Source organism: Thermococcus kodakarensis KOD1, from assembly GCF_000009965.1.
In the GTDB taxonomy this organism is placed as follows: Archaea; Methanobacteriota_B; Thermococci; order Thermococcales; family Thermococcaceae; genus Thermococcus; species Thermococcus kodakarensis.
In genome coordinates, this window is the sequence record NC_006624.1 from 1,433,228 (window position 1) to 1,458,182 (window position 24,955).

The 24,955-nt window shown below is 51.3% G+C and carries 37 protein-coding genes; 12 read left to right on the top strand and 25 right to left on the bottom strand.

Features of this window, described 5'->3' with window-relative positions; translation table 11 throughout:
- The first annotated feature begins 24 nt into the window (after positions 1-24).
- Complete coding sequence (locus TK_RS08120; RefSeq protein ID WP_011250578.1) at positions 25-1,029, top strand: homoserine dehydrogenase; 1,005 nt, start codon at positions 25-27, stop codon at positions 1,027-1,029.
- Here TK_RS08120 and TK_RS08125 read toward each other — a convergent pair.
- Complete coding sequence (locus tag TK_RS08125) at positions 1,016-1,408, bottom strand: hypothetical protein (RefSeq protein WP_011250579.1); 393 nt, start codon at positions 1,406-1,408, stop codon at positions 1,016-1,018. The genes TK_RS08120 and TK_RS08125 overlap by 14 nt on opposite strands.
- 49 nt (positions 1,409-1,457) lie before the next feature.
- Between TK_RS08125 and TK_RS08130 the strand changes: the two genes are divergently transcribed.
- The gene (locus TK_RS08130) at positions 1,458-1,982 is read left to right on the top strand and encodes an ASCH domain-containing protein (protein ID WP_011250580.1); all 525 of its coding nucleotides are present in this window, start codon (positions 1,458-1,460) and stop codon (positions 1,980-1,982) included.
- Here the strand turns inward: TK_RS08130 and TK_RS08135 are convergent.
- The 9 genes from TK_RS08135 to TK_RS08175 form a co-directional block, all read right to left on the bottom strand.
- The gene (locus TK_RS08135; protein WP_011250581.1) at positions 1,979-2,683 is read right to left on the bottom strand and encodes a ZPR1 zinc finger domain-containing protein; all 705 of its coding nucleotides are present in this window, start codon (positions 2,681-2,683) and stop codon (positions 1,979-1,981) included. The two genes, TK_RS08130 and TK_RS08135, sit on opposite strands and share 4 nt — an antisense overlap.
- Before the next feature lie 80 nt (positions 2,684-2,763).
- Positions 2,764-3,177 carry a cell division protein SepF gene (locus TK_RS08140; protein WP_011250582.1) on the bottom strand — a complete coding sequence of 138 codons (414 nt, stop codon included), beginning with the start codon at positions 3,175-3,177 and terminating at the stop codon, positions 2,764-2,766.
- 51 nt (positions 3,178-3,228) lie between these two features.
- Complete coding sequence (locus TK_RS08145) at positions 3,229-3,510, bottom strand: hypothetical protein (protein WP_011250583.1); 282 nt, start codon at positions 3,508-3,510, stop codon at positions 3,229-3,231.
- Between the two features lie 31 nt (positions 3,511-3,541).
- Positions 3,542-4,360 carry an exosome complex protein Rrp42 gene (rrp42, locus tag TK_RS08150; protein WP_011250584.1) on the bottom strand — a complete coding sequence of 273 codons (819 nt, stop codon included), beginning with the start codon at positions 4,358-4,360 and terminating at the stop codon, positions 3,542-3,544.
- Positions 4,353-5,102 (bottom strand): exosome complex exonuclease Rrp41, encoded by a 750-nt coding sequence (rrp41, locus tag TK_RS08155; protein ID WP_011250585.1) that lies wholly within the window; start codon positions 5,100-5,102, stop codon positions 4,353-4,355. Before rrp41 ends, rrp42 begins: the two co-directional genes overlap by 8 nt.
- Positions 5,086-5,859, bottom strand: coding sequence for an exosome complex RNA-binding protein Rrp4 (gene rrp4 / locus TK_RS08160; protein WP_011250586.1), 774 nt, complete (start codon positions 5,857-5,859; stop codon positions 5,086-5,088). Before rrp4 ends, rrp41 begins: the two co-directional genes overlap by 17 nt.
- Complete coding sequence (locus tag TK_RS08165; protein ID WP_011250587.1) at positions 5,856-6,566, bottom strand: ribosome assembly factor SBDS; 711 nt, start codon at positions 6,564-6,566, stop codon at positions 5,856-5,858. The genes rrp4 and TK_RS08165 overlap by 4 nt, the downstream gene beginning before the upstream one ends.
- An 11-nt stretch (positions 6,567-6,577) precedes the next feature.
- Positions 6,578-7,360 carry an archaeal proteasome endopeptidase complex subunit alpha gene (psmA, locus tag TK_RS08170; protein ID WP_011250588.1) on the bottom strand — a complete coding sequence of 261 codons (783 nt, stop codon included), beginning with the start codon at positions 7,358-7,360 and terminating at the stop codon, positions 6,578-6,580.
- Between the two features lie 63 nt (positions 7,361-7,423).
- Positions 7,424-7,645, bottom strand: coding sequence for a hypothetical protein (locus TK_RS08175; RefSeq protein ID WP_011250589.1), 222 nt, complete (start codon positions 7,643-7,645; stop codon positions 7,424-7,426).
- 53 nt (positions 7,646-7,698) lie between these two features.
- On the opposite strand from TK_RS08175, the gene TK_RS08180 reads away from it, so the two are divergent.
- Positions 7,699-8,166 (top strand): HIT family protein, encoded by a 468-nt coding sequence (locus tag TK_RS08180; protein WP_011250590.1) that lies wholly within the window; start codon positions 7,699-7,701, stop codon positions 8,164-8,166.
- Here the strand turns inward: TK_RS08180 and TK_RS08185 are convergent.
- On the bottom strand, positions 8,141-8,461 hold the full coding sequence (locus TK_RS08185) for a nucleotide pyrophosphohydrolase (RefSeq protein WP_011250591.1): 321 nt from the start codon (positions 8,459-8,461) through the stop codon (positions 8,141-8,143). The genes TK_RS08180 and TK_RS08185 overlap by 26 nt on opposite strands.
- A 10-nt stretch (positions 8,462-8,471) precedes the next feature.
- Entirely contained in the window at positions 8,472-8,759 is a 288-nt protein-coding gene (locus TK_RS08190; RefSeq protein ID WP_011250592.1) for a hypothetical protein, read from the bottom strand.
- A 92-nt stretch (positions 8,760-8,851) separates the two neighbouring features.
- Here TK_RS08190 and TK_RS08195 point away from each other — a divergent pair, with 92 nt between their 5' ends.
- Together TK_RS08195 and iorA are read left to right on the top strand one after the other, a co-directional pair.
- Positions 8,852-9,109 (top strand): hypothetical protein, encoded by a 258-nt coding sequence (locus TK_RS08195; RefSeq protein WP_011250593.1) that lies wholly within the window; start codon positions 8,852-8,854, stop codon positions 9,107-9,109.
- A gap of 85 nt (positions 9,110-9,194) precedes the next feature.
- The gene (gene iorA / locus TK_RS08200) at positions 9,195-11,108 is read left to right on the top strand and encodes an indolepyruvate ferredoxin oxidoreductase subunit alpha (protein ID WP_011250594.1); all 1,914 of its coding nucleotides are present in this window, start codon (positions 9,195-9,197) and stop codon (positions 11,106-11,108) included.
- On the opposite strand, the gene TK_RS11840 is transcribed toward iorA, so the two are convergent.
- The 3 genes from TK_RS11840 to TK_RS08215 form a co-directional block, all read right to left on the bottom strand.
- The gene (locus TK_RS11840) at positions 11,105-11,551 is read right to left on the bottom strand and encodes a PIN domain-containing protein (RefSeq protein ID WP_011250595.1); all 447 of its coding nucleotides are present in this window, start codon (positions 11,549-11,551) and stop codon (positions 11,105-11,107) included. The genes iorA and TK_RS11840 overlap by 4 nt on opposite strands.
- Positions 11,538-11,759, bottom strand: coding sequence for a hypothetical protein (locus TK_RS08210; protein ID WP_011250596.1), 222 nt, complete (start codon positions 11,757-11,759; stop codon positions 11,538-11,540). The genes TK_RS11840 and TK_RS08210 overlap by 14 nt, the downstream gene beginning before the upstream one ends.
- Before the next feature lie 112 nt (positions 11,760-11,871).
- Positions 11,872-12,555: a DUF4152 family protein gene (locus TK_RS08215; RefSeq protein WP_011250597.1), complete on the bottom strand. Its 684-nt coding sequence runs from the start codon at positions 12,553-12,555 to the stop codon at positions 11,872-11,874.
- A 56-nt stretch (positions 12,556-12,611) separates the two neighbouring features.
- Between TK_RS08215 and TK_RS08220 the strand changes: the two genes are divergently transcribed.
- Positions 12,612-12,998 carry a hypothetical protein gene (locus TK_RS08220; RefSeq protein WP_011250598.1) on the top strand — a complete coding sequence of 129 codons (387 nt, stop codon included), beginning with the start codon at positions 12,612-12,614 and terminating at the stop codon, positions 12,996-12,998.
- A gap of 6 nt (positions 12,999-13,004) precedes the next feature.
- Here TK_RS08220 and TK_RS08225 read toward each other — a convergent pair whose 3' ends face one another.
- Positions 13,005-13,328: a hypothetical protein gene (locus tag TK_RS08225; protein ID WP_143598706.1), complete on the bottom strand. Its 324-nt coding sequence runs from the start codon at positions 13,326-13,328 to the stop codon at positions 13,005-13,007.
- 45 nt (positions 13,329-13,373) lie between these two features.
- Here TK_RS08225 and TK_RS08230 point away from each other — a divergent pair, with 45 nt between their 5' ends.
- Positions 13,374-14,411 carry an AI-2E family transporter gene (locus tag TK_RS08230; protein ID WP_011250600.1) on the top strand — a complete coding sequence of 346 codons (1,038 nt, stop codon included), beginning with the start codon at positions 13,374-13,376 and terminating at the stop codon, positions 14,409-14,411.
- Here the strand turns inward: TK_RS08230 and TK_RS08235 are convergent.
- Entirely contained in the window at positions 14,347-14,883 is a 537-nt protein-coding gene (locus TK_RS08235) for a nicotinamidase (protein WP_011250601.1), read from the bottom strand. The genes TK_RS08230 and TK_RS08235 overlap by 65 nt on opposite strands.
- A gap of 54 nt (positions 14,884-14,937) precedes the next feature.
- On the bottom strand, positions 14,938-15,339 hold the full coding sequence (locus TK_RS08240) for a DUF2240 family protein (protein ID WP_048053860.1): 402 nt from the start codon (positions 15,337-15,339) through the stop codon (positions 14,938-14,940).
- A gap of 49 nt (positions 15,340-15,388) precedes the next feature.
- On the opposite strand from TK_RS08240, the gene TK_RS08245 reads away from it, so the two are divergent.
- The gene (locus tag TK_RS08245) at positions 15,389-15,811 is read left to right on the top strand and encodes a PaaI family thioesterase (protein ID WP_011250603.1); all 423 of its coding nucleotides are present in this window, start codon (positions 15,389-15,391) and stop codon (positions 15,809-15,811) included.
- On the opposite strand, the gene TK_RS08250 is transcribed toward TK_RS08245, so the two are convergent.
- Positions 15,808-16,293 carry a hypothetical protein gene (locus TK_RS08250; protein ID WP_011250604.1) on the bottom strand — a complete coding sequence of 162 codons (486 nt, stop codon included), beginning with the start codon at positions 16,291-16,293 and terminating at the stop codon, positions 15,808-15,810. The two genes, TK_RS08245 and TK_RS08250, sit on opposite strands and share 4 nt — an antisense overlap.
- Before the next feature lie 63 nt (positions 16,294-16,356).
- On the opposite strand from TK_RS08250, the gene TK_RS08255 reads away from it, so the two are divergent.
- The 3 genes from TK_RS08255 to TK_RS08265 all read left to right on the top strand — a co-directional run bounded on the left by TK_RS08255 (position 16,357) and on the right by TK_RS08265 (position 18,932).
- Positions 16,357-16,656, top strand: a complete 300-nt coding sequence (locus TK_RS08255) for a PadR family transcriptional regulator (RefSeq protein ID WP_011250605.1) — start codon at positions 16,357-16,359, stop codon at positions 16,654-16,656.
- A gap of 3 nt (positions 16,657-16,659) precedes the next feature.
- Positions 16,660-17,856 (top strand): MFS transporter, encoded by a 1,197-nt coding sequence (locus TK_RS08260; RefSeq protein ID WP_011250606.1) that lies wholly within the window; start codon positions 16,660-16,662, stop codon positions 17,854-17,856.
- 89 nt (positions 17,857-17,945) lie between these two features.
- Positions 17,946-18,932 (top strand): asparaginase, encoded by a 987-nt coding sequence (locus TK_RS08265; RefSeq protein WP_011250607.1) that lies wholly within the window; start codon positions 17,946-17,948, stop codon positions 18,930-18,932.
- Here the strand turns inward: TK_RS08265 and TK_RS08270 are convergent.
- Genes TK_RS08270 through snatA form a run of 3 tightly spaced genes read right to left on the bottom strand, consistent with a single transcriptional unit; the run spans position 18,929 to position 20,155 of the window.
- Complete coding sequence (locus TK_RS08270; RefSeq protein ID WP_011250608.1) at positions 18,929-19,141, bottom strand: hypothetical protein; 213 nt, start codon at positions 19,139-19,141, stop codon at positions 18,929-18,931. The two genes, TK_RS08265 and TK_RS08270, sit on opposite strands and share 4 nt — an antisense overlap.
- Positions 19,142-19,199: 58 nt before the next feature.
- On the bottom strand, positions 19,200-19,454 hold the full coding sequence (locus TK_RS08275) for a hypothetical protein (protein ID WP_011250609.1): 255 nt from the start codon (positions 19,452-19,454) through the stop codon (positions 19,200-19,202).
- Between the two features lie 50 nt (positions 19,455-19,504).
- Complete coding sequence (gene snatA / locus TK_RS08280; protein ID WP_011250610.1) at positions 19,505-20,155, bottom strand: neutral amino acid NAAT transporter SnatA; 651 nt, start codon at positions 20,153-20,155, stop codon at positions 19,505-19,507.
- 107 nt (positions 20,156-20,262) lie between these two features.
- On the opposite strand from snatA, the gene TK_RS08285 reads away from it, so the two are divergent.
- Positions 20,263-20,538, top strand: coding sequence for a hypothetical protein (locus TK_RS08285; protein WP_011250611.1), 276 nt, complete (start codon positions 20,263-20,265; stop codon positions 20,536-20,538).
- Here the strand turns inward: TK_RS08285 and TK_RS08290 are convergent.
- From TK_RS08290 to TK_RS08300, 3 genes are read right to left on the bottom strand one after another with little or no spacing between them, the layout of a single operon-like run.
- Entirely contained in the window at positions 20,493-21,245 is a 753-nt protein-coding gene (locus TK_RS08290; protein WP_011250612.1) for a DUF2101 family protein, read from the bottom strand. The genes TK_RS08285 and TK_RS08290 overlap by 46 nt on opposite strands.
- Positions 21,246-22,364 carry a hypothetical protein gene (locus TK_RS08295; RefSeq protein ID WP_011250613.1) on the bottom strand — a complete coding sequence of 373 codons (1,119 nt, stop codon included), beginning with the start codon at positions 22,362-22,364 and terminating at the stop codon, positions 21,246-21,248.
- Complete coding sequence (locus TK_RS08300) at positions 22,364-24,955, bottom strand: hypothetical protein (protein ID WP_011250614.1); 2,592 nt, start codon at positions 24,953-24,955, stop codon at positions 22,364-22,366. The genes TK_RS08295 and TK_RS08300 overlap by 1 nt, the downstream gene beginning before the upstream one ends.

The window sequence follows — 24,955 nt, forward strand, 5'->3', positions numbered from 1 at the left end:
CCCTTCTTTACTTTGGTGGTGTTCTTGAGGGAGATCAGGGTTTCTCTTATCGGTTTTGGAAACGTTGGAAGGGCCACGGCAGGGGTTCTTCTCGAAAAGAGCAGGCTTTTTGAGGAACGTTACGGAGTAAGGATAAGCGTCGTCAGCATTTCAGACACCAGCGGGACAGTCTGGCTTCCCGAGGGGATAGACCTTAGGGAGGCCCTTCTCGTTAAGGAGAACTTCGGCAGGCTCTCCGCGTGGACCAACGACTACGAGGTCTACGAGCTAACTCCCGAGGAGATAGTCGGGGAGGTTGACTCGGAGATAGTCGTGGACGTCACCAACGACAAGGAGGCCTGGACGTGGCATCTCAGGGCTTTGAAGGAAGGAAAGGGCATCGTAACGAGCAACAAGCCCCCCCTGGCATACCACTACCGAGAGATTCTCAACGAGGCTGAAAAGAGGGAACTTCCATACCTGTTTGAGGCGACAGTGATGGCCGGGACGCCGATAGTGGGCCTTCTTCGGGAGAACCTGCTGGGTGATGACGTCCAGAGAATTGAGGCTGTACTCAACGCGACAACGACTTTTATCCTGACCCAGATGGAGATGGGTCTGAGCTTTGAGGAGGCACTTGCGAAGGCCCAGAGACTTGGAATAGCAGAGAGAGACCCGAGTGGCGACATACTCGGCATAGACGCCGGCTATAAGGCAACTATACTGCACTGCCTTGCATTCCATCCGATAACGTACAATGAGATAGAAGTCAGGGGAATAGCAGAAGTCACGGAGGGAGATATTGAAAGGGCAAAGGCGAAGGGAAAGACAATCCGGCTGGTTGCGAGGATAGAAAAGGGAAACGTTGCCGTAGAACCCGCCGAGATACCAAAGGAAAGCCCGCTCGCGGTGGAAAGCCACGAGAACGCGGCAGTCATAAAGACCGACCTCCTCGGGGAGCTCCTCATAAAAGGAGCGGGAGCGGGGCTCAAGGAGACCGCCAGTGGTGTCATAAGTGACGTGATTAAGGCGGCGCTCAGACTAGTTTGAGCTTCTCTCCCTCGAACTCGATCAAAACGGAGGGAAAGAAGCGTCTCGGCACCAGATAAACCGCAATTACCTCCCCACGAACCTCGATTGTGTTTTTTCCTGGAAGAAGGGGAAAAGTTTTCCTTTCTTCACCTTCAACCACAACCTCAGAGAAGTTCCAGCTTGGGTATATCCGATAGACCGAGCCCCCGACATCGAGTTCAACGGCAGGGATGCCGAGTCTGTCGAGGAGAATGAAGAAGAGTCCAATGGCCAGAAACATCAGGAAAAGGCCTGGACCAGAGATGAGATAGCTCACTATGGCAATGACAAAGTTCAATAACGCGGAGCGCACAAGAAACCTGCGTCGCCTTTCATCAACAAGGCGGATCTTCCGCATCGACCCAAACTCTTTTTAATGGTTCATATACCTTTCGAACGGTGGAAGCATGGAGCACGTCATAGCCCTGCATCAGGTCTACGCGGAGCTGATATTCAGAGGACTTAAGACGGTGGAGCTCAGGAAGAGCAGGGCCTTCGGTGAGGGGGACATAGTCTTCCTCTATGTAGCAAGGGGAAACCCCTACGAGCTCAGGGATACCCTGAGGAGGCTTGGCCTCCACGAGGAGCAGACTCTAACGCAGAGGGGGACGATAGCTGGCGGCTTTGAGGTAGGCGAGGTCATCAAGGCCGACTTAGAGACCCTCTGGGAGATGACAAAGGAGGCCAGCGGGCTAACGTTGGTTCACGGGGAGAACGGTAGGAAGTGGCTCGGCAATTACATAAGGGAGTACGGCTACGCCTTCACGATCGAGAGGCCGTTCCTCTTCAAGGAGCCGATGAGCAGGGAAGAAATGAAGGAGCGCTATGGAATCCACGTGGAGGGCATAATCCACCTCTCAAGAAAAACGAGAAAGCCGTGGGTGAGGGCCCTCATTGAAGACCTTCTCGCGAGGGACGTCGTTTACCTCTAACTCCCATCAGAGTTTCCTTCACCAGTGTCCTTCTTCTCTTCCTCAAGAGCGTCCTCTTCCTCGACTTCCGGGACGAGAACGTACGGGCCAAGGCTCAGCTTATTTATTTCCTCCTCGGTCAAGAGCCTGCTCTTCACCTTCTCACCTATAAGGGCGCTGTTGCCGAGCGGATCCATTATCCGCACCGTTATCGGCTTCTTGCCTTCCTTAACGTCCTCGATGTACTGGAGTATCTCGTCGGCCTTCTTAACGGCCTCCTCGTCGCCCTCCTGCCTCCTGAACTCCCTGGCCATTAGGAGGGTCTCCCTGACCCTTTCAAGGACTCCTTCAACGTTGGTGATAAAGCCCTCCGAAGCTGGGCCGGGCTCGATCTTGACGCCGATTTCGTCAAGTTCTATCGTCCCGCTCTTGCTCCTGACAACACGAGTGAAGAGATCCTTCTCCCCCTCCACTTTGACAGTGTAGAGCTTTGGCGGCCTGTCTTCGAGGATCATGACGTCGGCGTTGCGGTAGCCGCATTTCTCGCAGATTATCGTGCTCTCCATGACCTTGCCGAAGTAGGGTATCTCATGGATGTGCTGAATGGCCTTGAGTGTACCCTTTCCACCGCAGATTGGGCAGTCACCGAGGGATATAACCTGAACCTCACCGAGATCCTCGCGAACTTCAACTTTCTGTCTCTTCTCGCCGTTTTCACCCATGAGCATCACCGAAGCTAAAGTACCGAGAACCGTTTATAAATTCATGGTAGGGTTGAAGAAGGGCGAGATAAAAGATAACCTCACTTGGCGATTCTTATATCGTTTGGCAGGAGGATGAGCTTTATCTCATGTTTGCAGACCTTGGCGGCCTGTCCGTCGAGGGCACTGACCATACCCTTGAGCTGCTGGACGACCTTCTCGAGTACATCGGGCCTCTTCTCAAGGGGAGTCAGGTCAACGAGCACGATGTTGCCGTTCTGGAGCTCCCTGGACACCTTTTCGAGGTCTGAGTAGCTGGTGACAGTTATCTTGTGCAGATACCTAAGCTGAGGTTTAACGAGCTCCTTAGCAAGAACATCCTCCTCAACAGGGATGACCTCAACCTCCGTCCTCGTGGGAGCGGGAGCCCTTTCACCTTTAACCTCCTTCTTTATGCTGGGAGGCTTTACAGTTGGCTTTATATCCTTCTTTTTTAAGCTGTCAAACAGTCCCATAACTATTCCCCCCGATTGACCGTGAACTGTCTTACTTTTTGATGTTTTCCTTTATAGCTCTTTCCCAAACTCCGATGGACTTTCCTCAAGAAGCCTGAACAAACCTATGAACGAAAGCACAAACGCGGTCAAACCAAACACAACCACCACAAAGCGAACCGGGGTCTTCCCCCTAACGGTAATGAGATACAGTCCCCAGACAACGAGCGCCAAGCCCCACATGGCAGTGGTCAGAAGAAGATCCTTCTTGCGCTCCTCGCGGAGGAGGAGATAGAGCGTCCTTACCGCGAACCCAATGAAAACTACCGCCGCCAGTGCCATAATGACGTCCATAGCGACCACCCAAAACAGAAAAGAAGAGACATCAGGCCCTTCCGACGGCCTTCAGAACCTTCTCCCTAATCTCGTTGCCCTTCTTCAGGGCAACTTCGAGGGCGTACATGACTTCCTCCATCTTAAATGCTCCTGCCTCGCCCTTCTGGGCCGCTGAGATGTGTCCCGTCTCGTCGGTCGTTATAGTAAGCCTGCCGTCCATGACGCGCTCCTCGTCGAGGCTCGGGTCAACGACTATGGAGTTACCGATCTTGGCGAAGGTTACAGGGATTGGGACGTGGTTAACTGGGAGAGGCTCGTACTCGTCGAGTATCTCAACCTCGCCAGTTTCTTCGTTGTAGTTGACCTTTGGCAGCTTCGTGCTGAGGAGAGCCGCTATTGCACCGATTCCGCTGGCGTCGAGGAGGTTGCCGCCGTGGTCGAGAACGTGGACGTCTATGAATATAACCCTGACGAGCTTGCCGGGAACTATAACGAGCTTCTCCAGGTCAACAGCCTGACTCTCCCTGATGCCCCTGTCAACGACGCGCGCCAGTTCGATTGCGTTCTCGTCTGGCGGGCCGGGTTCAAATGTCGGTGAGGCGAGCGGGACGAGCTCAACGTTTGTCGTTATGACGCCCCTGTCGGGCAGGTCAGGGAAGGGTTCGCCAAGTTCAGCCTTAATGCCCACTAGAACTTGGGTGTCACCCAGCCTGACCCAGGCGGAGCCCTCGGCCTTCTCGATAACGTTGACCTTAATCTCAAGGTCGCGGTAGTCCTCAAAGGAGCGGCCGTCTATTCTCTTGCCCTCGCGGAGCAGTTCGATGATGTGATCGCGCATTATGCTGGCCATGACTTCCATCTCACTCATTTCCCTCAACCTCCTGGGCTATTTTGAGGTACTTTTCCTTGAGGGCCTCCCTCTGCTTCTGGTAAACGGCCTTGGCGCCCTTTATAGCAAGTCTCACTGCCTCAAGGAACTCATCCTTCGTCAGGTAGCCGTCCATCTGGAGGAGAGTTATGTCGTTCTTGAGCGGCATTATGGCAACCGGTACGTCAGCTTCACCGTAGTTGTCCTCCTCCTTGTTGAGGTCGAGAACTATCTCACCGTCTATCTTTCCAGCGGCGCACGCGGCAACCAGGTCTTTCATTGGAATACCTGCATCAGCCAGAGCTAGCGAAGCGGCCGTTATTCCAGCAACCCTCGTACCGGCATCCGCCTGGAGTATTTCGATGAAGACGTCTATGGCAGTCCTCGGGAACATGTGAAGGAGCAACGCCGGCTCAAGCGCACCCCTTATGACCTTGCTTATCTCAACGCTCCTTCTGTCCGGCCCGGGCTTCTTCCTCTCCTCAACGCTGAAGGGCGCCATGTTGTACCTTACCCTGAGTATAGCCCTGTCCGGCCTCTGGAGATGCTTGGGGTGTATCTCCCTCGGGCCGTAGACGGCAGCTAGAACCTTGTTCTTGCCCCACTCAACGTACGCCGAACCGTCGGCGTTCTTGAGGACGCCAACTTCCATCTTGATAGGCCTAAGCTCGTACTTCTTTCTACCATCAATCCTCTTACCGTTCTCATCGATGAGCTTTAATCCTTCAGGCCTGCCCATCATCTTCTCCACCCTCTTCTCCGTTAACCTCGGGGATTTCCTCTATTACTCCCTGCTCCTTAAGCTCCCTGAGCCTGCTAAGGAGGAACTCCTTAACGCGGTCGGTAAGGCCCTGGGTGTGGCTCTCCCTGTCAACCTTGAGTATTGCCTCGATTGCGAGCCGCTCAAGCTCGTCGTTCTTTCCGCTGACCCATACCCATCCATTCTGCCCCACGATTATCCTCGTTCCAGTTAGGGTCTTTATCATGTTGATCATCGAACCGCCCTTGCCTATGAGCCTGGGGACTTTGGACGGTGTTATTGTGACAAGCTGGCCGCCCCTGAGCGGTCCGCCCTTGAAGGGCATCCCCTTGGTCGTCAGATCAATCTGGTTTACCTCGTTGAAAGCCTTAACTTTGGCGTAGATTATGTCCCCGATGTCGAATATCTTCCTCAGGTCGGTCTTGAGCAGGTCTATCCTCTCTTCAACGGCATCCTGAACCCTGAGGCTCGCCTGGTAGGGTGCTCCGATGTCCACAGTCCAGCTGGAGAACTTGACGTCAACGATCTTCCCCAGGACGTTGTCCCCAACCTCTGGGATATAGGGGCCTTCGAGTGGTATGACCCTTATCACGTTTCCCCTGATCTCAACGAGGCCGATGACGGTGGAATAGATTGCGTTGCCTTCCCTGAAAGTCCCTCTTCCGTTCTTAAAAGGCCCCTGGGCGAGTAAAGTCCCAGGGACAACGAGTTCTCTGGGTTTTACAAAAATCTTCTTCATAGGCCCTTCCTCTCTAACAGTTTAGTTATCGCTTCGCCCTTTGTAAGGGCGTTGAGCTTTTCATAAAACTCCTCCTCAACTCCACCGGGTATCTCAATCACGAACATCCAGGAGCCGTCGCTTCCCCACTCTTCCCTCTTGATGTTGCCGAACTTCCTGACCTCTCCATAGGCCCTCCCAACGTAGTCTCCAGGTATTTTGACCGCTATGACCTTGACCTCAAGCTTTAGCGGGAGTATCGGCCTTATAGCCTTGATGACCTGGGGAACCTGAGCCTCGGCATCTTTGAATATGTCGATGTGCACTCCTGCCTCTTCCATAGCCCTGAGAATTCTGTCAACCGGGTGCGGATAACCAGTCCTCGGGTCAACCGCGTGCCTGTGGATCACCGTGGCTATGTAGCGCTTTTTGTCCTCGAGCATCTGCCTCCTCTGCTCAGCCGTCAGCTGAACCTCACCCTTTCGGAGGATTATCTTGGCGACTTCGTACGGGTCGCTGGTGCCGAATATCTTCTCCATCTCGTGCTCGCTCGCCTTGTCACCCTTGTGGGCGTCCTTAAAAACGTAGGGAGTGGCGAGGATCTCCTCTATCGGAACGTCCTTGCCCTCCTTGAAGTCCCTAGCCAGGTAAGGATCGACCAGTATCTCGAAAGTCTCACCATGGGTCTTCAGACGGGCGATGACGGCCTTATCAACACTTATCGGCATCGCCCGTCACCTCAGTAGTTCTGATCGAGTTCGGAGTAGTCTTCCTGTTTCTCCTCAACCTCTTCCTCCTTAACTTCCTGGAGGATCTCGTTGATGTACTTCTCAAGCTCCTCCCTCGGGAGCTTCTTCCAGCGCTTCTCGTCCATGGTTATGTAGGCAACCTCTATACCCTCAGCAGTTGGCTCTTCGAGGGTCTTCGCAAGGGCAAGGATTGCGAGCTTTATGGCATCGTCTTTTCCGATGTCGTCCCTGTAGTGCTCCTCGAAAATGGCCATGGCGGTGTTCCTGCCGCTTCCTATGGCAACTGCTTTCCACTCGAAGTAGGCGCCGCTCGGATCGGTCTCAAAAAGCTCGGGCTTCTCGTTTACGCCCGCCATAAGCAGGGCGGCGCCGAAGGGCCTCACACCGCCGTACTGGGTGTGGGCCTGCTTAAGGTCGCATATCTTCTTCACCAGAACGGTGAGCGGGACGGGTTCGCCGTAGGTGAGGCGGTAAATCTGGGCCTCAAGCCTGGCCCTGTCAACCAAAACCCTGGCATCGGCAATAATGCCGCTCGGAGCGGCCGCTATGTGGTCGTCAATGAGGAATATCTTCTCGTAACTGCTCGGTTCGATGAGCTTGCTGGTGATCCTCTTCTCAACGGCGAGGACAACACCGTCCTTCCACTTAACACCGACAGCGGTTGCTCCCCTCTTCACTGCCTCCCTGGCATAGTTGACCTGGAAGAGCCTTCCGTCAGGGCTGAATACCGTAATCGCCCGGTCGTAACCGGCCTGCGGTGGTACAAACGCCATTTCACATCACCTCTATTCCCTTTACTCCTTTAGCTTACTCTACGGGCCATCTATTAAGCTTTTCTATTCTCCCCTAAAAGCGATGACCGCCATCCTCCTGGCGGTTCTCCTCGCAAGCTCCAGCGGGATGAAAGACACTGCAAAGATGACCGCTCCCAGTATCAGGGATGCGGTCCATCCCAGGGGCTTAAAGATAATGAGCCCAAACCCTACCAGAAGCAACAGCAGGCCCGCGAGGAGAAGCTTTCGGTAAGCAATTTCGAGTTTTTTAAGTTCTTCACTCATGCTCCCACCGGGGGACTTTTTAAGATGGGTGGTTTTAAGTCTTTGGTGGTTCTATGAAGTGTCCGTTCTGCAGTCCAAAAAGGGAAAACCTGCTGTACGAAGATGAGCTGATAAGGGTAATCCTCGATGAATACCCAGCGAACAGGGGGCATGTGCTCGTCGTCCCAAGGAGACACATCGAAGCGTGGGAAGAGCTGGACGAGAAAGAAAAAATCGCCCTAATGCAGGGCGTTGACCTCTCCATGAAGGCCCTGAAACAGACCCTAAATCCCGACGGCTTCAACGTCGGCATCAACCTCGGAGAAGCAGCCGGCCAGACAGTTTCCCACATCCATATCCACGTCATTCCGAGATGGAAGGGAGACTGCAACAGGCCGAGAGGCGGAGTGAGAAAGGCAGTACTGGATATCGAGGACGAAAACTTGACTATGAAAGAGCGCTGGGAGAAAAACAGGCTAGGGAGAGAAGAAGTAGAATCCTTAAGGAAAGCCTTTCTCAGTCTCCTGGGAGAGGGTACTTAGCCTCGTTCTTTCTGATTTTCCTGCCAACGGCCTCATCCAGGTCTATTCCAAGCTCATGCGCCAGGAGTACGAGGTAAATTATGACGTCCGCTATCTCATCCGCGACCTCCTCCTTTTTCTGAGGATTCTTTACAGCTTCGAGGATTTCCTCATCGCTGAGCCACTGAAAGTGCTCGAAAAGCTCTCCCAGCTCAACCACAGCGGAGATGGCCAGATTCTTTGGTGTGTGGTACTTTTTCCAGCTTCTAGCGTCCCTGAATTCAACGACTATTCTTTCAAGCTCACGGAAGTCCATACCCATCACCTCAGTAGAAGTGAGCCTCGCTATTCCTGAGGAGCTCAAGAAGTTTGAGGAACCTCTCCAGCTCCTCCCTTGAGAAGTGCTCTTCGGCATCCGTCTCGGGATCGAGGGATAGAAGAAATTCCCTGGCCTTTAAGAGGTCGTCCAGATCCTCCTGAAGCTCAATGGCCCGCTGGGTGAACTCCAGGCTCGTGTAGGGTGTCTCCATAGCCCTCTGCTGGTTGGCAACTATGGCGATCTTGAGACTCGCTATGGCCTCGTCAAGGATTTCCACCAATTCTTTTATTTTCATAGACCTCACAAAGGAATTCGTGCTCTAGGTATTTAAAGCCTGCGAGAATACTTTATAAGGTTCAACGCAGATACAATAACAGGTGTCCACGAATGGACTTCGCGCTTTTCATGGAAAGGTATGGGTACAAGATTCTCCTCGTGATCATGCTCTCCATCGTGTTTGGGATCATCGGAATATTCGTTGGTGCGGTGTTTGTGACCTTGAAGTCATACGGTCTATACGTTGGGGGAATGATACTTATAGTCACAGCGATTTACGCATTCACAGTTAGAAGGAAATACTTGCAGTCTTACGGTGACGCAATGGGCAAGTACTTCTACGACCCGAAGCAGGGAAAGAGACCTTAATAAGTCGAATATTTTTCGGCTTTTTTGGGTGTTTTCCTGAGCATAGAGTTTTAACCTTATTCACGGAAAGCCTACGGTGGTCATCGTGGAGGCTCTAAAGAACGCTCCTTCTAACGCTTCACTTGGAGTATCGGCTAAAAAAGAGAGAAAGCTCCTCATGGGAAACGAGGCGATTGCCTACGGCGCACTTGAAAGCGGTGTTGTCTTTGCTACCGGTTATCCAGGAACCCCCTCAACCGAAGTCATCGAGACAATAGCGAGGCTGAAGCCGGAGGTCTTTGCCGAGTGGGCGCCGAACGAGAAGGTAGCCTTAGAAGAGGCCGCTGGAGTGGCTTATACTGGGCTAAGGGCCCTCGTTACAATGAAGTGCGTCGGCCTAAACGTTGCCGCCGACCCGCTCATGAGCCTCGCCTACTCCGGCGTTGAGGGTGGACTTGTAATACTTGTCGCGGACGACCCCGGGCCGCATACGAGCCAGACCGAGCAGGACGACAGGTACTACGGCAAGATTTCTCTCCTTCCCGTTCTTGAGCCGGCTGATCCTCAAGAGGCCCACGACCTCATAAAGTACGCTTACGAGCTGAGCGAGAGATACAAAGTCCCGATAATCTTCAGGACAACGACGAGGGTGAACCACACAACGGCCGACGTCGAGGTCGGCGAGTTCGTCGAGCTTAACAGGAAACCCGTCTTCAAGAAGGACATTGAGAGATACGTGAGGGCCAGCATGGAAGGCAACAGAAAGAGGCACAAGTGGCTCAACGAGACGCTGAGGAAGATCGAAGAGGAGTTCAACGAGATGCCCTTCAACTGGGTCGAAGGGAAAGAAGACGCCAAGCTGGGAATAATCGTTGAGGGTGCACCCTACAACTACGTGAAGGAGGTTCTCCCGAAAATAAACGCCGAATTCAAGGTTCTCAAGCTCTCAACTCCCCATCCGCTCCCGAAGAAGCTCGTTGTGGAGTTCCTGAAGACCGTTGAAGAGGCTATAGTAATTGAGGACGGCGCCCCGTTCCTTGAGGAGGAGGTCAAGATAGCCGCCTACGAGGCTGGCCTGAACGTTCCAATCTACGGCAAGAGGACGGGACATCTTCCGCTTGAGGGCGAGCTTACGCCTTCGCTCGTTAGAAACGCCCTGCTGAAGGTCATCGGCGAAGAAAGTGAGGAATACGTAAAGCCCGAAGAGGTTGCCTACGCCGAGAACTTAGCTCCGAAGAGGCCGCCAGTAATGTGTCCCGGCTGTCCTCACCGCGGCTCATACAGGGCAGTACTCGATGCCCTCAGAGACCTCAAGCTCGGCCGCTACAAGGTTCCAATACACGGCGACATAGGCTGCTACGCCCTATCCCTCCTCCCGCCGCTTGAGGCCATCTGGACCGAATACGTAATGGGTGCTAGCATAAGCCTCGCCAACGGTCAAAGCGTTGTTATGGACAAGAAGATCATAGCCACCATTGGCGACTCAACGTTCTTCCACAACGGAATCCAGCCGCTCATAGATGCCGTCTACAAGAACCTAAATGTTCTCGTGATGATACTCGACAACAGAACCACTGCTATGACAGGCCACCAGCCGCACCCGGGAACCGGCGGAAGCGAGACAGGAAGGAAGTTCAACGAGATAGACATAGAGGCCCTTGTGAAGGCTCTGGGAGTCAAGTACGTCAAGACCGTTGACCCCTACGACCTCAAGGCGACGAGGGAGGCTATAAAAGAGGCGATGCAGATCGAGGGGCCTGCGGTTATAATAGCGAAGCGCGAGTGCGTCATTCCTGTGATAAGGCGCGGCGAGATCGGAGAACTCCCAGTGGTCATCGAGGACAAATGTACCGGCTGTAAGGCCTGCATACTCCTTACGGGCTGTCCAGCGCTCGTCTACGACCCTGAAACAAAGAAGGTCAGGATAGACGAGCTCCTCTGTACTGGCTGTGGAGTCTGCAACCAGACGTGCCCGTTCGACGCCATCAAGTTCCCGAGCGAGCTGAAGAAGGGGGCCTAGCCCCTTACAATTTTTAAGAAGGGAACGTTGTCAAAGTCGCTGTCAAAGGTTGCTATTTTCGTTATTCCGTGCTTAACGCACGTTGCAACGATTATAGCGTCGTTTGGAAGAAGTCCGTACTCCCTGGAGATATCTTTTAAAATCTCAAAATCGTCTTCCTCTTCCACAACTGTTATTCCAGAAAGCTGCACAAGTTCCATAACCGTGGAGTAAGCCTGCTCAAGCAGATACTGCCCTTCTTTTAGCTTCGCGAACTTCTTTGCTTCATAAACGTTCGTTATCCCCTTATCGCGGGCCAGTCTTCTGAAGACAACGTACACAGCCTCGTTTATTGCGACTTTGGACGTTACCTTCTCAGGCAGTTCAAGAATTCTCTCAGCGTTCTCGCTTATGGGCGTCTCAAAGAGGTACGAATAGAGCACGTTGGTGTCAATATAGATCACCGAACTCAGCCTCCAGCTCGTAGGCTTTGAGTTCTTCCATTTCGGCCTTACCCAGGATACCCCTCAATTTTCTGAAATCCTCAGAGGTCTTTCTCTCTAGATTTTTTCTCATGAGCTGGAGTTTGACGACCTCGAGCTCAACGAGTCTCCTAATTTCCTCGGGATCAACGTCAGCAGGAACGGTTATCTTAACCGTTACGGTAGGCACACTCCCTCACCTAGGAACATTAACTCGGGGAGACCTTTAAGTTTTGTCCTCTAAAATAAGCACTGCAGACCACCAATTTTTCCCCGCGAGCTGAAGAAGGGGGCTTAAGCCCCTATTCTTTCCACACCTCAAGCACCATGTATCTTCTCACAAGCGGATTGGGATAGAGTTCCCAGTTTATTCCGTCAGTATTGGTCTCAATTTTTCCGAAGAGTCCGCCCTCTCTCGGGTCGAGGCTCTCTCCGTATATCTCCCCGGGTTTTATATCGACTCTCATGTACCTAGGCAGCCCGACTAAGACCTTTCCGTTCTTCCTGGCGTATTCTATTGCCCACTTGGCAGTGTATATTCCGGAGTATATCTCCGCTATCCTGACGGGAACGCTCCACTTTCCTATGGCAATTATCTCAATGCCAGTTTCTTCCCAAAGCTTCTTTGCCAGCGGCTGGAGGTCTCTGGAGAGGTCTTTCCAGACTTCCTTACCTCTATCGGTTATGCCAAGCGCCTCTATCGTTGGTTCATCGAGCTTCCTGACTTCTATTCCCCCAATTGTAGAGTCAAGGTGCACGACGTCGGGCTTAACTTCCCTGGCAAGTTCAACGGCCAGATAGGCCTCGTCCCTGATGGCCTGCCTGCCGCTCATGTCGTAGTTGAAGGGGTCAGCGTACTTGACCCTGCTCAGCGAAGCCGTCCTGTAGGGCTTTTCAACGAGCACGGCGACGGTCGCTATCAGCCCTAGGGGGTTATATGCATCATCAAGAAGTGCACCACCCGTGTCAGCAGCGACTATCCTCATGGTAACCACCGAATACCAATATACTTTCACATCCAAAACTAATATGGGGTATCAATATGGGAGACGCCACGATTTATGAAGTTTTGGGAAGGTACGTTGATGGCCTCGCAAAAGCTACTCCAGTCTGCATCGCGTACGGGAGAGCGCTTCTGAATGGGGAGCTGATAACACCCGCGGAAAAACCTGTCAAATTTACAGTTTTCATGTACTCCCAAACCTTAGAGGTCGATGCCATATGGAGTGAAGACCACCTTGGAGGGCTTTCGATCAGAGGTACTCCCGCACTTCCTCAGAAGGGGTCAGTGGTCACTCTGCAGTTCCCTATACGAGAAGGAGAAGTCCTGGTAGAGCTGATGGGTGGAAGAGAAATAGGGAGAGCCCTACGGAGAGTGTCATCGTTTTGTATCGAGGGAATTGGAACAGTGATGTGGGTCAGAGGTTAGTCCTCGTCACCGCTCGGAACTCGGCAAACTCATCATTCCCCGAAGCCTCTCGAGCTCTTCCCTTAAAGACCTTACCTTTTCTTCGCCAAGAGCACTCCCCGAGTACCTCCGTATCGCATCCTCAAGCTCTGGGAACCCGCCAAGAAATCCTGGAAGCCGCTCGGGTGGAACCAGCATGCCAGTGCTCCGATACACCACAATCGCTGCCAGGGAGTAAAGGGCGTTTAGATACGACTCGTAGGCACCGCTGTAGTCTCCGCGGGAGAACATCCTATCGCCTTCAGCAATTAGCTTTTCAAACTTCGAGAGCAGCTCTTTCATCCCAACCACCGGGAGGTTTTTATAATCCTGACTAAATAAATCCTCCGGGAAAACATGAGGGCTGAAACTGCAGTTTGGGCGGCTGTCATTGCAGTTATCTTGTACGTATCATGGAGGGTTATTCTTCCCTTTCTTGAGCCGCTTTTCTTCGGGCTTATTCTAGCCTACGCTTTCTATCCTATCCACCGAAGGTTGAGAAAATTCGTTGGAAACCGTGAGTCAGCGGCCTTCATCAGCTTTACCTTCCTCGTTCTCGGAGGAACCTTAACGTTTGAACTGGCAATGATGTCCCTGAAGTTGGCATCATCGTTTGCTGGGAGCATAAGGGATGTCATTAACTGGATTCTAACTCTCCCCCTTCCAGAAGACGCTAGGACTTTCATCCTCAACATCAAGGCTGAAGCAACAACAAGAATAGCTGAGTACGTCTCAAGCAGGGCGTTTTCGATACCGCTGTACGTAATTCAACTCACCGTGTTCTTTCTTGCCTTTTATTACGGGCTCGCATATTCAGAGCAGATAGCACGAACTATCAGAGAACTTCTGCCGGAAGAAAACCGGGAATTGGGTGAGGAAATACTCACCAGCGTCCACAAAACTCTCTCTGCCCTCGTGAGGGCATGGCTCCTCCTGAACGTTGCGAAGGGCATCCTGATGACACTTGGATACATAGTCTTTGGCGTTTCTGACGTTTACACCGCAGTCATAGCTGGTTTCCTGACTTTCGCGTTCTCCTTCGTGCCGCTCTTCGAAGGCTGGATGATATGGCTGGCGGCGGCCATATACTTCGCCCTCAACGGGATGTACCTCCACGCCATCGGCATCTCAGTCTATGGCGCCTTTCTGGTCTCGCCGATGCCGGATTACACCATAAGGCCCATGCTCGTCGCCAGAGACACAGAACTGGACGAGACCCTGGTCTTCATTGGAATGGTAGGCGGAACATGGGCCATGGGGCTTAAGGGCATAATAATCGGCCCAATCGTGCTGAACGTATTGTTAGTCCTCATAAAAGAGTGGAAAAAGCTCACAGAATCTTCACACCAGCTCTCTTCATCTCCTCAAGGGCCTTCTTCTCGTCCTCGGGGTTGATGCCCTTAACTGCATCGCTCAGGAGGTAGGTCTCAAAGCCGTGCCTGACCGCGTCGAGGGCTGTCGCCTTCACACAGTACTCAGTGGCAACACCGCAGATGTAAACCTTCTCAACGCCGTTCTCCCTGAGAATCTCCGCGAGGTTCGTACCTTCAAAGCCCGAGTAGGCCTCCTTATCAGGTTCGGTCGCCTTTGAGATTATTATGGCGTCCTCTGGCAGGTCCACAACGAACTCCGCTCCAGGAGTGTTCTGAACGCAGTGTGGCGGCCACGGCCCGCCCCTCTCCTTAAAGCTGATGTGGTTCGGGGGATGCCAGTCCCTCGTGGCCACTATGAGAGCACCCTTCTCCTTGAACTTTTTGATGTACTCGTTGCATTTGGGAATGATGGTGTCGCCCTCCGGTACTGGGAGCGCCCCCCCGGGCATGAAGTCGCGCTGCATATCAACAACTATGAGGGCCTCCTTCGGCATAGAACCTCACCCGATTATATATGGAAGTTGAGACTTAAAAGGCTTAAACGGAACTCAGAACTCTGGAAGCCTGTCCCTGAACTTCGACATATCCACTCCTTTCTCCATGCCGAACAGGTACGCTAAGATGGCCTCGTCGAGGTCTCCGTAGCGTTCGCGCATCTTCTTAACGCCTTCCAGAACCTCAAGTTCGCCCCATCCAAGGGAGCGGGCAATATAAGAGACCATCTCACCGAGCAGGGAACCAGCCTCTTTCTCTTCTTCCAACTTTTCAATAACGACAAGGAGTTTCCCTTCACTCTCCTCCAGAAGACCTTCTTCGATCCATTCCTCGATGGCCTTTTTGGCCTCAGTGGGCGACATCCTTCTGAGCCTGAAGCTGAGAATACCAACTAACTCGCTCCTCGTGAACTCAGGGGAGCCTTTAATCTCGATGGCCTCCTCAAGCGGGTGCATATCCATCAAACTTATTACCTCCCCAGATTTAATAAACCTGGTGGTTGGAATGGAGATAAGGACGCATAAGCTCGCCTCGGAGAGGCTTCTTGGAAAGCCCGTGAAAGTTGGACCGCCCGAAGCTGAAGTCATTCTGGAAACTACTGAGGAGATGGCCGTTGACGAATACGGACTCGTTCACGGCGGCTTCACGTTCGGGCTGGCCGACTACGCAGCGATGCTGGCCGTGAACGAGCCGACGGTCGTTCTCGGAAAAGCAGAAGTGAGGTTCCTCAAGCCTGTGAAAGTCGGGGAGAGGCTTCTGGCGAGGACAAGAATTTTAGAGAACTCAGGAGGGGGTGTGGGGGACGGAACGTCCCCCCAAAGGAAGAAAGTGGTGAAGGGTGAAGTCTTCAACGAAAAAGGAGAAAAAGTGTTCGAGGGGACGTTCCACTGCTACGTCCTGGAGAAGCACGTGCTGGAGAAGGGTTAAGAAAGCAAAACAACCGCTCCAAACAAAGCCGCCTGGAGAACGCAGAGAGCAGTAAGAGTCCAGACTAAGGGGTTGAACTTCTCACTTTTACGGAATTCTTCTTTTCTGGCCAGTAATATCGACAGAACATCGAAGGTCAAAAAGGACAGAAAGCCTACTGCATCCATGCGAAACGCCATTAGCAATGAGAGAGTCAGACTCAGAACGCCGACCGCAGTTAGAAAGGGAGCGATGGCCCCTAGATGCTTGATCTTCTCGGGATAAAGCAGGCCAGCGAGCAGGAAAAACGACAGAGGTACTGGAAGGTAGAGGAAGAATATAACGATCATCAGACCAAAGGACACATACCTACCCTCGTTCTCAGCTGGAAGTTGGGGGAGTGAAAATCTAGCGTGGAGAACCATCAGTATCTCGGCCACCAGCATCAGAACTCCGATGGTTGCGAAAAGTACGGGGAGTGCTCTGAACCTCTTGCCCTTCATCAGTGGTAATTAGACAGAAACTCTTTTATACATTTCTATCGAAATCCGATATCGGTGTTCGATATGATAAAGAGGGTTCTCCTCGGCTTCATGGGCATCCATATACTCCACCACGCGAGCAAAGGAGAGGTGACGGGCTCGTTCATGATGGAAGAGCTGAAGAGACACGGGTACAGCGTGAGCCCTGGCACGATCTATCCGCTCCTTCACAGGATGGAGGAGTTGGGCCTGCTGGAGAGCCAGTGGGGAGTCAAAAACGGAAAGCGCGTCCGACTTTACAGGACGACACCCGAGGGGGAGGAGCTTCTCAAACGGGCAAAGGAAAAAGTCCGTGAGCTATGCTCAGAACTCTTGGAGGAGTGAGCCATGGGAAACGGAGAAAAGGGTACAAATGAGCGAAAAATCTTTGGAATAAGCTGGAACGTCTTCCTGCTCGGAATAGTCAGCTTCCTGAACGATATGAGCAGCGAGATGATAAGCCCAATAGTGCCGAGCTACCTTACCGACGTTCTCGGGGAAGGCAAGCTTATCAGCGGTTCGATTATGGGTGCCATAGAGAGCATGAGCTCCCTCTTCAAGGTGGCGTTCGGCTACGTAAGCGACCGCTTTAAGAAAAGGAAGGCTTTCGTATTCATCGGCTACGCACTCTCAACCCTCGCCAAGGGGGCCCTGGCTTTCACCCGCTCTTGGTGGGACTTTCTGACGCTGAGGGCACTTGACAGGATAGGTAAGGGAATAAGGACGGCGCCGAGGGACGCTCTAATAGCCGAGTCAAGCGAGAAAGGTAAGAGCGGCAAGTCCTTCGGCTTTCACAGGATGATGGACACGCTAGGAGCAGTAGCTGGCCCGCTCGTCGCCATAGGCATCCTCAAGCTCCTCGAAGGCCTGCCGGTTGAAAAGGCCTACCGCTACGTCTTCCTGCTGTCAGCAGTTCCGGGGCTGATCTCACTCTTAGTTATTCTGCTCTTCGTTAAGGACAGAGGGGCTGAGGTCAAAAAGAAGATAACCGGAATCTCAACGCTCAGGGACAGAAACCTGCAGCTCTTCCTCGCGGTCGTTGCCCTTGGAGCTCTCGGAAGGTACAGCTACGCCTTTACCCTCTGGAAGGCGGAGGAGCTCGGCTACACGGTCGTTCAAGGAATGGCATTCTACGCCCTCTTCAACACAATCTACGCGCTCTCGGCATACCCAATAGGCATCTACTCTGACAGGCTCGGGAAGAAGAGGATGATAACGGCTGGCTTTGCCGTTGCAGCCTTGGCTTCCCTAGCCTTTGCCTACGCCAGAGACCTGGCAACTCTGGTTGGTGCGTTCGCCCTCTACGGCCTCTACATAGCGATTGAGGACACCGTTCCGAGGGCTTACATGGCAGATCTAGCCAAGGACTACGAAAAGGGTACTATAATAGGTGCCTACCATACAGTTTTCGGTCTCTTCGTGCTTCCGGCTTCGGTGATAGCTGGCTACCTGTGGAAGACGTATTCCCTGACATACAGCTTCCTTTTTTCCGCGGCGATGAACCTGCTGGCACTCGTCCTTATGTTGCTCGTCCCCGAACGCTGATGTCATTTTGACAAACTTTTTTCCAACATTCCCATATTTTTTGTCAAAAAGACTAAAAAGGGAAGGACGTAGAAGATGCGGGTGGGGACATGAAACTTCTGGTTCTCGGCACGGGGGGCACCATAGCGAGTGCAAAGACGGAGATGGGATACAAGGCAGCGCTCAGTGCAGATGATATCCTTCAGCTGGCGGGCATTAGGCGAGAAGACGGTGCCAAGATAGAAACCCGGGACATCCTGAACCTTGACAGCACTCTCATACAGCCAGAGGATTGGGTGACTATCGGACGGGCGGTTTTTGAGGCTTTTGATGAATACGACGGTATAGTAATAACACACGGAACAGACACACTCGCCTACACTTCTTCCGCCCTTAGCTTCATGATAAGGAATCCGCCGATACCCGTTGTTCTGACCGGTTCAATGCTCCCGATAACCGAGCCAAACAGCGACGCACCCAGAAACCTTAGAACGGCACTCACCTTTGCAAGGAAAGGATTTCCCGGGATATACGTGGCTTTCATGGACAAGATAATGCTCGGGACGCGCGTTTCTAAGGTTCACTCCCTCGGCCTCAACGCCTTTCAGAGTATCAATTACCCAGACATAGCCTACGTGAAGGGTGACGAAGTCCTCGTTAGACATAAGCCCAGAATTGGGAATGGTGAACCATTGTTTGATCCAGAGCTTGACCCTAACGTTGTCCATATCAGACTTACTCCAGGGCTTTCACCGGAGGTTCTTAGGGCAGTCGCCAGGGCCACAGATGGAATCGTCCTCGAGGGTTACGGAGCAGGTGGTATCCCATACAGGGGCAGAAATCTCCTGGAGGTAGTCTCTGAGACAGCGAGAGAAAAACCGGTTGTCATGACGACGCAGGCTCTCTACGGGGGAGTTGATCTGACGCGCTATGAAGTTGGGAGAAGGGCCCTTGAAGCCGGCGTGATCCCAGCGGGCGACATGACAAAGGAAGCGACTTTGACAAAGCTCATGTGGGCGCTGGGACACACCAGAGATCTTGAAGAAATCAGAAAAATTATGGAACGAAACATCGCGGGCGAAATCACTGGGAGTTAAGCAAGCTTTTTCAGCTCATCATCTCCCACGATAAGGGGTCTCTTTGACTCAATGACATAGCTGAGCTCCCAGGTTACCTCGCCTTTGTTCATCAGCTCGGCGTAGCGTCTGGCCTTCTCTTCTGCCTCTTCAAGGCTCTCAGCCTCAATGATCCTCCTCACATACCACTTCCTGTCTCCAAAGCGGAGCTTGAACTCTGCCATGAACATGGGCACCACCGGAAAACCTAACGTTCACGTGCTTAAAAAGTTTGAGAGGCTACATAACTCAAAGCTCGGCGGCCATGTAAACGCCGTCCCGCTCAAAGGCCTCGTAGGTTTTCGTGCCTTCCTTTGTGTGCAGCTCAACGACCACTTTTTTGGGCCTCTTCTCAACTTCGACTTCAACCTTTCTGTCGCTGAGAACCTGAATGTAGGCATCTCCGCGGCGCTCGAACTCAAAGACCAGGGTATCTCCGTCCCAGCGGTGTCCCCTAAAATCGACACCGCCCATCCGAAACGTAACTTCCAGGGTAACCTTCATGTTTGTACCTCCAGTACTGATAGAGGGCGGGAGTTATAAACGTTGACATTCTAAAGTCCAAACGCGCCCTTTATGCCGTTGATTATCATCTGAACTGCCATTGATGTCAGTATCAGACCCATCATCCTCGTCATCACCTTGATCCCGACCCGCCCAAGCCGGGCCTTTATCCTGTTGGCGGAGCAGAGAACGAACCAGACGGTAATCCCAATCAGGATTATCGTCAGAATTACCGCGAACCTCTGAAGGTTGGTCGTGCTTTTGGCCATGTAGAGCATAACCGTCGTTATCGCACCCGGGCCGGAGATAAGTGGTATCGCCAGCGGAATTATTGCAACTTCCTCAAGAGTTACAACTTCCTCGCTGAACTCCTCGGTTTCTTCGTTGCTGATCTTTACCGATGACAGCTTTCCGGAGAGCATATCGAGGGCCATCCTGAATAACAGTATCCCACCTGCTATGGCAAACGCATCTGTGCTCGACCCGAAGAACTTGAATATCCACTGCCCGAGCAGGGCGAAGACCACAAGGGTTGCAACTACCGATATGGCTGTCTTAGATGCGATCTCCCTCCGCTCCCTCCAGGACAGGTCGTGGGTAACGCTCAAAAAGACGGGGACTGCACCCACGGGGTTCGTTATCGCAAACAAGCCTCCGTAGAGAAGTATCAGATACTTGAGAAACTCCACCACTTCTAACATGCCACCACCAACACCGATATGTTAAAGCGGTTAAAAATGTCCCGCCCAATTGAGCAGTTACAACAAAAACTTTTTTAAGGGCAAAAGTTACTTTTTATTGATGTATTATGGGACACACGATTTATTATAATACTTCGATACAAAAATGGTGCGGATTCAAGAAATTCATGAGGAGAGTATGTTCTGGCGTTGGTTATCAGTTAAAAGAAGAGAAAGGAACTCTCATAATATTTCCCCAGAAGAGGGGCGTCGAACCCCTCAGAATCAAAAAAGAGGGGGATGGCTTCGCTAAGACCAACCTAATCGAGCCAGAGCACTCGATATACCTGCTGATACTTCACTCGGTTTCGTCCTTTGGCTCGGTCTCCGTTTGGGAGGATTGAGTGTCAAGGTAAACTTCAAGTATCCTAATGGGTCTGGAGCTCCTGAACACCCGCTCTTCCACGAGTAGCTTAACAACAACCCCAGGCTCGGCATCAGGAACCGCGGGCACCCAGTAATAGCCGGGTTTAACGTTGGCTGCCATGTCGTCGTGGACAAAGACCTTAACCAGGTCGTTCTTGACTTCCTCGACGACGCCGTAGGTGTAGTCCCTGCCGTAGCGAGACTTAAAGTAGTGACGGAAAAGGATAACTACAAGTCCAATAACGCCAAGGTATGCGTAGTACCAGTAGGCATCCAGAGATAGCCTCCTCAAAAGTACGTATCCCACATACGAAACAAAAGCTATGGTGCTAACCACAAGATAGAACACCCGATAAGCCTCAAAATCCAAAATGTAATCAGAGTACCGCACGAGAATAAATCTCAAAACTAGGAAATAGAAAGCGCTGAGAATTATTAGGGCTAGAAAGTAACCGAGATAAGCTACAACCACGCCGGTTACTAGGTATCCTAAGAATATCAACTGGAGCAGCAAACTAGTGACCTCATGGGGAGTCATCCACTGTTTTTGTATTGGCCACGACTTGGGTGGACGAGCTGAGGGGATTGGCTTGAGCATCATTTTCATGACTCCAGCAGTTCTTTTAGCAACTTTCTCTACTCTCTCCCCAATACTATAAAGGATATCTCCCACGTCCAATTTCATTCACCCGGATGCATTATCAAATAGGGCCTTTTTAGTATAATTATCGAGTTGGAACCGTCGCTGTTCAGGACTAACAGGCGTTCCGGTAACATTACAGCTATACGGGGGAACTACGCATTTGAGGAAGTAGTAGTCAACACTGTCATAGTTATCTGGGATTGAGCCCCCAATGCTCTGAATAGCACCTAGAAGCGCTTTATCAATAGTTCGGTTAGGAACAATAAACGTTGTAAGGCCCACAGGAGTGGGCTTCATCCCAAGGGCATTTTGAAAAGTCTCAGCAAGATGAAGATAATAGCTGTGGTGGCCATTTGGATTCGTGTTCACAGTTCCTTCAAATCTCTCAAGCACAGTCGGATAGTATACTCCTGCAGAGGCATTGTCATAGAGTCCTACATAGCACCAGTTCAGGACAAGTTCGTTTATATCCTCAGATTTGTTGACATTATAGTAACCATATTCTTCTCCAGGATACGGAATTCTACATGGTTCTATTATTCTTGTGTATAGACCGTTCAGCATTCTAACAATGAACGGATCTTCAAAACCCTCAACACTTACTATCGAGTACACGTAACCGTTGGCGGGAAAATCGCCCGAGTACCGTACTCTACCTGAGCTATCAGTTATTGTTATATTCCTTAACTTCACTCTAACAGCAACGTGGAACGAGTCAACAGGCCCGATAAGCATCTCCATGTGAGAATTAAAAAGTTCCTCCGGGGTAGATGGCTCAATACTCATCCCCATTGAGGAGAGATAATTAACAAAATTAGAATACCAGGACTCCAGAGTGACACCCCCCATAGTAGGACTGATATTCCCACCTATTGTTCCATACTTCATAAGCTCTTCTAGGGCTTCAGATGCATTTGAGACAAAGCTGTGGTTGATAACGTACTCAGTGAGGGCGATGTATGCCCTCTTGAAGCTCAAATCAACGGCATTCTGAAGGTCGTCCCTTAGGGTGACAGTGCTGAAATACTGCCTCTCCATCAGACCCCTCTCAGCTTGATTCACAACGACGGCGCTGGAAATGCTCTCGTAAGTTGCGGCAAGGAGAAGGAGTGGTATCAGGAGGAGCAGCACGGTCATGTTTATTAGGTACCCCCTGCGCATCAGCCTCCCCTCCATATCCTCAGGGTAACTGTAATGGGCTCAATGGACGTTGGAACGTTCCTGATGCCAATGGCCTTCCCCTCAATCCCAACCAGCCGGATCCTTATGGGGTTCTTACTTCCACCCGGAATGTATCTACTGTCCCCGAGATGCTCCTTCCACAGCCTCTCGTCCGCCCCCAGCTGCAGGAAGAGGCGCACAATTGCATCGTCCAAGGCATATTTTGAGGGATCCAAATCCTCAACAGATTTTTTGAGGGGGGTATCCGAGGGCTTGCAGTTCCCGACTATGACGCTGTCTCTAGTGCCATCACCGTTTCCAGTTAGGTCGTACCAGTATGTTAAGTTATACCCACAGGCATTGTCTTGGGCGTAGTAGGTGAAAACTTTTCCATAGGGGGCGTAGCCGTTGAGGAAATAGTGGACGATTGCGCGACTTACCGCGGGCCTGAAAGTATAATAGTCGTCTGTACTCTCGATTTTAAACTTATTAATTGAACCATTAACCATTATATCCTTTGAGATTTTCGTGTATGCAACGCGGATCAGGTATACATCTAGGGGAAAACTGAGAAACTCCGTTTGATCTGGTCCTTCGCTTAGGGTTATATTATTAGATGTGTCAATCAAACCAGGAGTATAGATTATTCCTGTCCATACATCAACGTACCAGGGGATGGCCTTTCCGGGGAGGTAGTAGCTGAAGTGCATCTCGGTGTCATCTAAGGATTCCAAGTCGTGAGTCTCCTCAATTGGAATGTAAAATCTGCTCCCAGTAACCGTGGGATTGTATGATATTCTTATCCACGAGTAGGGGTACCCATAGAGTATCCTTTTGTTGTTCCATTCACGATGATAATCTTGCCCTGCATATAAAACTGAATCAAGGCCGTATTCGGCATCGAGCATGATAACGAGGTTGAAATTCTTTCTGGAGAGGCTTTCCAGGGTAGTGTACCTTAGCAGTCCCCTCATTATGGTTGAATTGCTAATATAAAGGTTGTTTCCTATGATGCTCGTGTTTTCATAGATTAAATTAAGGACAGTGCCGTTGGAGTAGTAAACCCTAACTTCATGTACCCCACTAAAGGTAAGGTTCATCTCAATCCCCGTTACATTACCCGGGACGAAGATGGAGTTAAGATAGTAGATACCAGTACCTTTGCTAGTTACATCGTAGAGTTTTATTAACCCAGGGTCATCGGCGTGCGGCGTTGAGGTTACGTAACCCAGATCAACCCAGCTACCGCTTCCCAGGCCAACTTCACGAGAGTCGTCATAACGCGAGACTTTCAAATACACTGTATTAGTTTCTGGCCATATTGAGGATAGGGGTATCGTAAGGTTACCTTCGGAGTTCTTCCAAGTCTTGTTGTTGAATTTGATTACATCAAAAACGTTCCCGTCTTGTCTAGTGTACACGCTGAGTACTCCATACCTTGGCCTAGTATCGGAGGGAAGGTCTATATCAAATTTAATATCAATGTTATTGTTATTGTAATAATCCTCATCTCTACAGGAGTAGCCTGGTATAATTTCAGCATAAACACCCCTTATGATTCTCGCTGTTCTGGTATATGCCTTAGAAGACGAGATAACCCAGTGCCCCCCTAACCAACTCCGCTTCCATTTCCGAGTTATTTCCACATAGACTCCCGAGTTAAGAACGATACCCAGCTGGTCCCCACTGGGGTATTCAAACAAAATCTTAGTCACTTTATATTTCCTCGTATTGCCAACACTACTCAAGTATGAAAGATATAGCTTTAAACTATACCCATCTTTAGATAGAGTAACACCCCCTTTGTATGATACACTCCACCCACCTAAATCGACGTTTAAGTCCACAGTACCACCACTGTACCTTCCCATAACCCGGAATCTTCCAGAAGAAACTTGAGTTGGTTTGCCTGAAGGCGTCTGGTACTGAATGGATAAAGAATTAACGGATAGGGTATAAAAATTGTAATCATGTCCACCCGGCCGGGGATTGGTGCAATACCCTCCTCCAGCAAGAACCCTCTGGATTCCGACGAGCTTTCTCTGCTCTGTCAGGACCTTCGTCAGATAAGCCTTCGCAACATAACCCCTAGGGCTCTGGTTGAAGAGATAACCACTGACCATCATCGTAGCCGTTCCGACGTCACTGGCATTCTCATAGGAGTTGTCAAACGTGAGGAAGGGATCCGTGTAGTTGTTGATTATGAGCTGATATTTGTAGCCCCCAGCTAGATCCCTCAATATTTCACCGAGTATTAAACTTGCGTATCCTTTAAACTCAGGATGCTTGACTGAAAGTGCCCAATATGTGGCCGCTATCTGGAGGGGAGGCATCTTTGGATCAACGTACGTTAGATTTAGGGTTCCATTGGAAATCCACGTATTGATAAGCGAGGGAGAGACGAGCTGGTCTAGGGGAACAGTCCTCAATGTTTGGAGGATTCCTTCTGCAAGCTGTTTGTTTTCGGCACGCAACTGAGTAGCGTAAATACTAGAAGAGTTCTCCGTTACTGCAACTACGCTAACCAAAACGAGAGAAACCAGTACAAGGGAAAGAATAGCGTCAAGAGTGAACACAAAACCCCTTCTCAT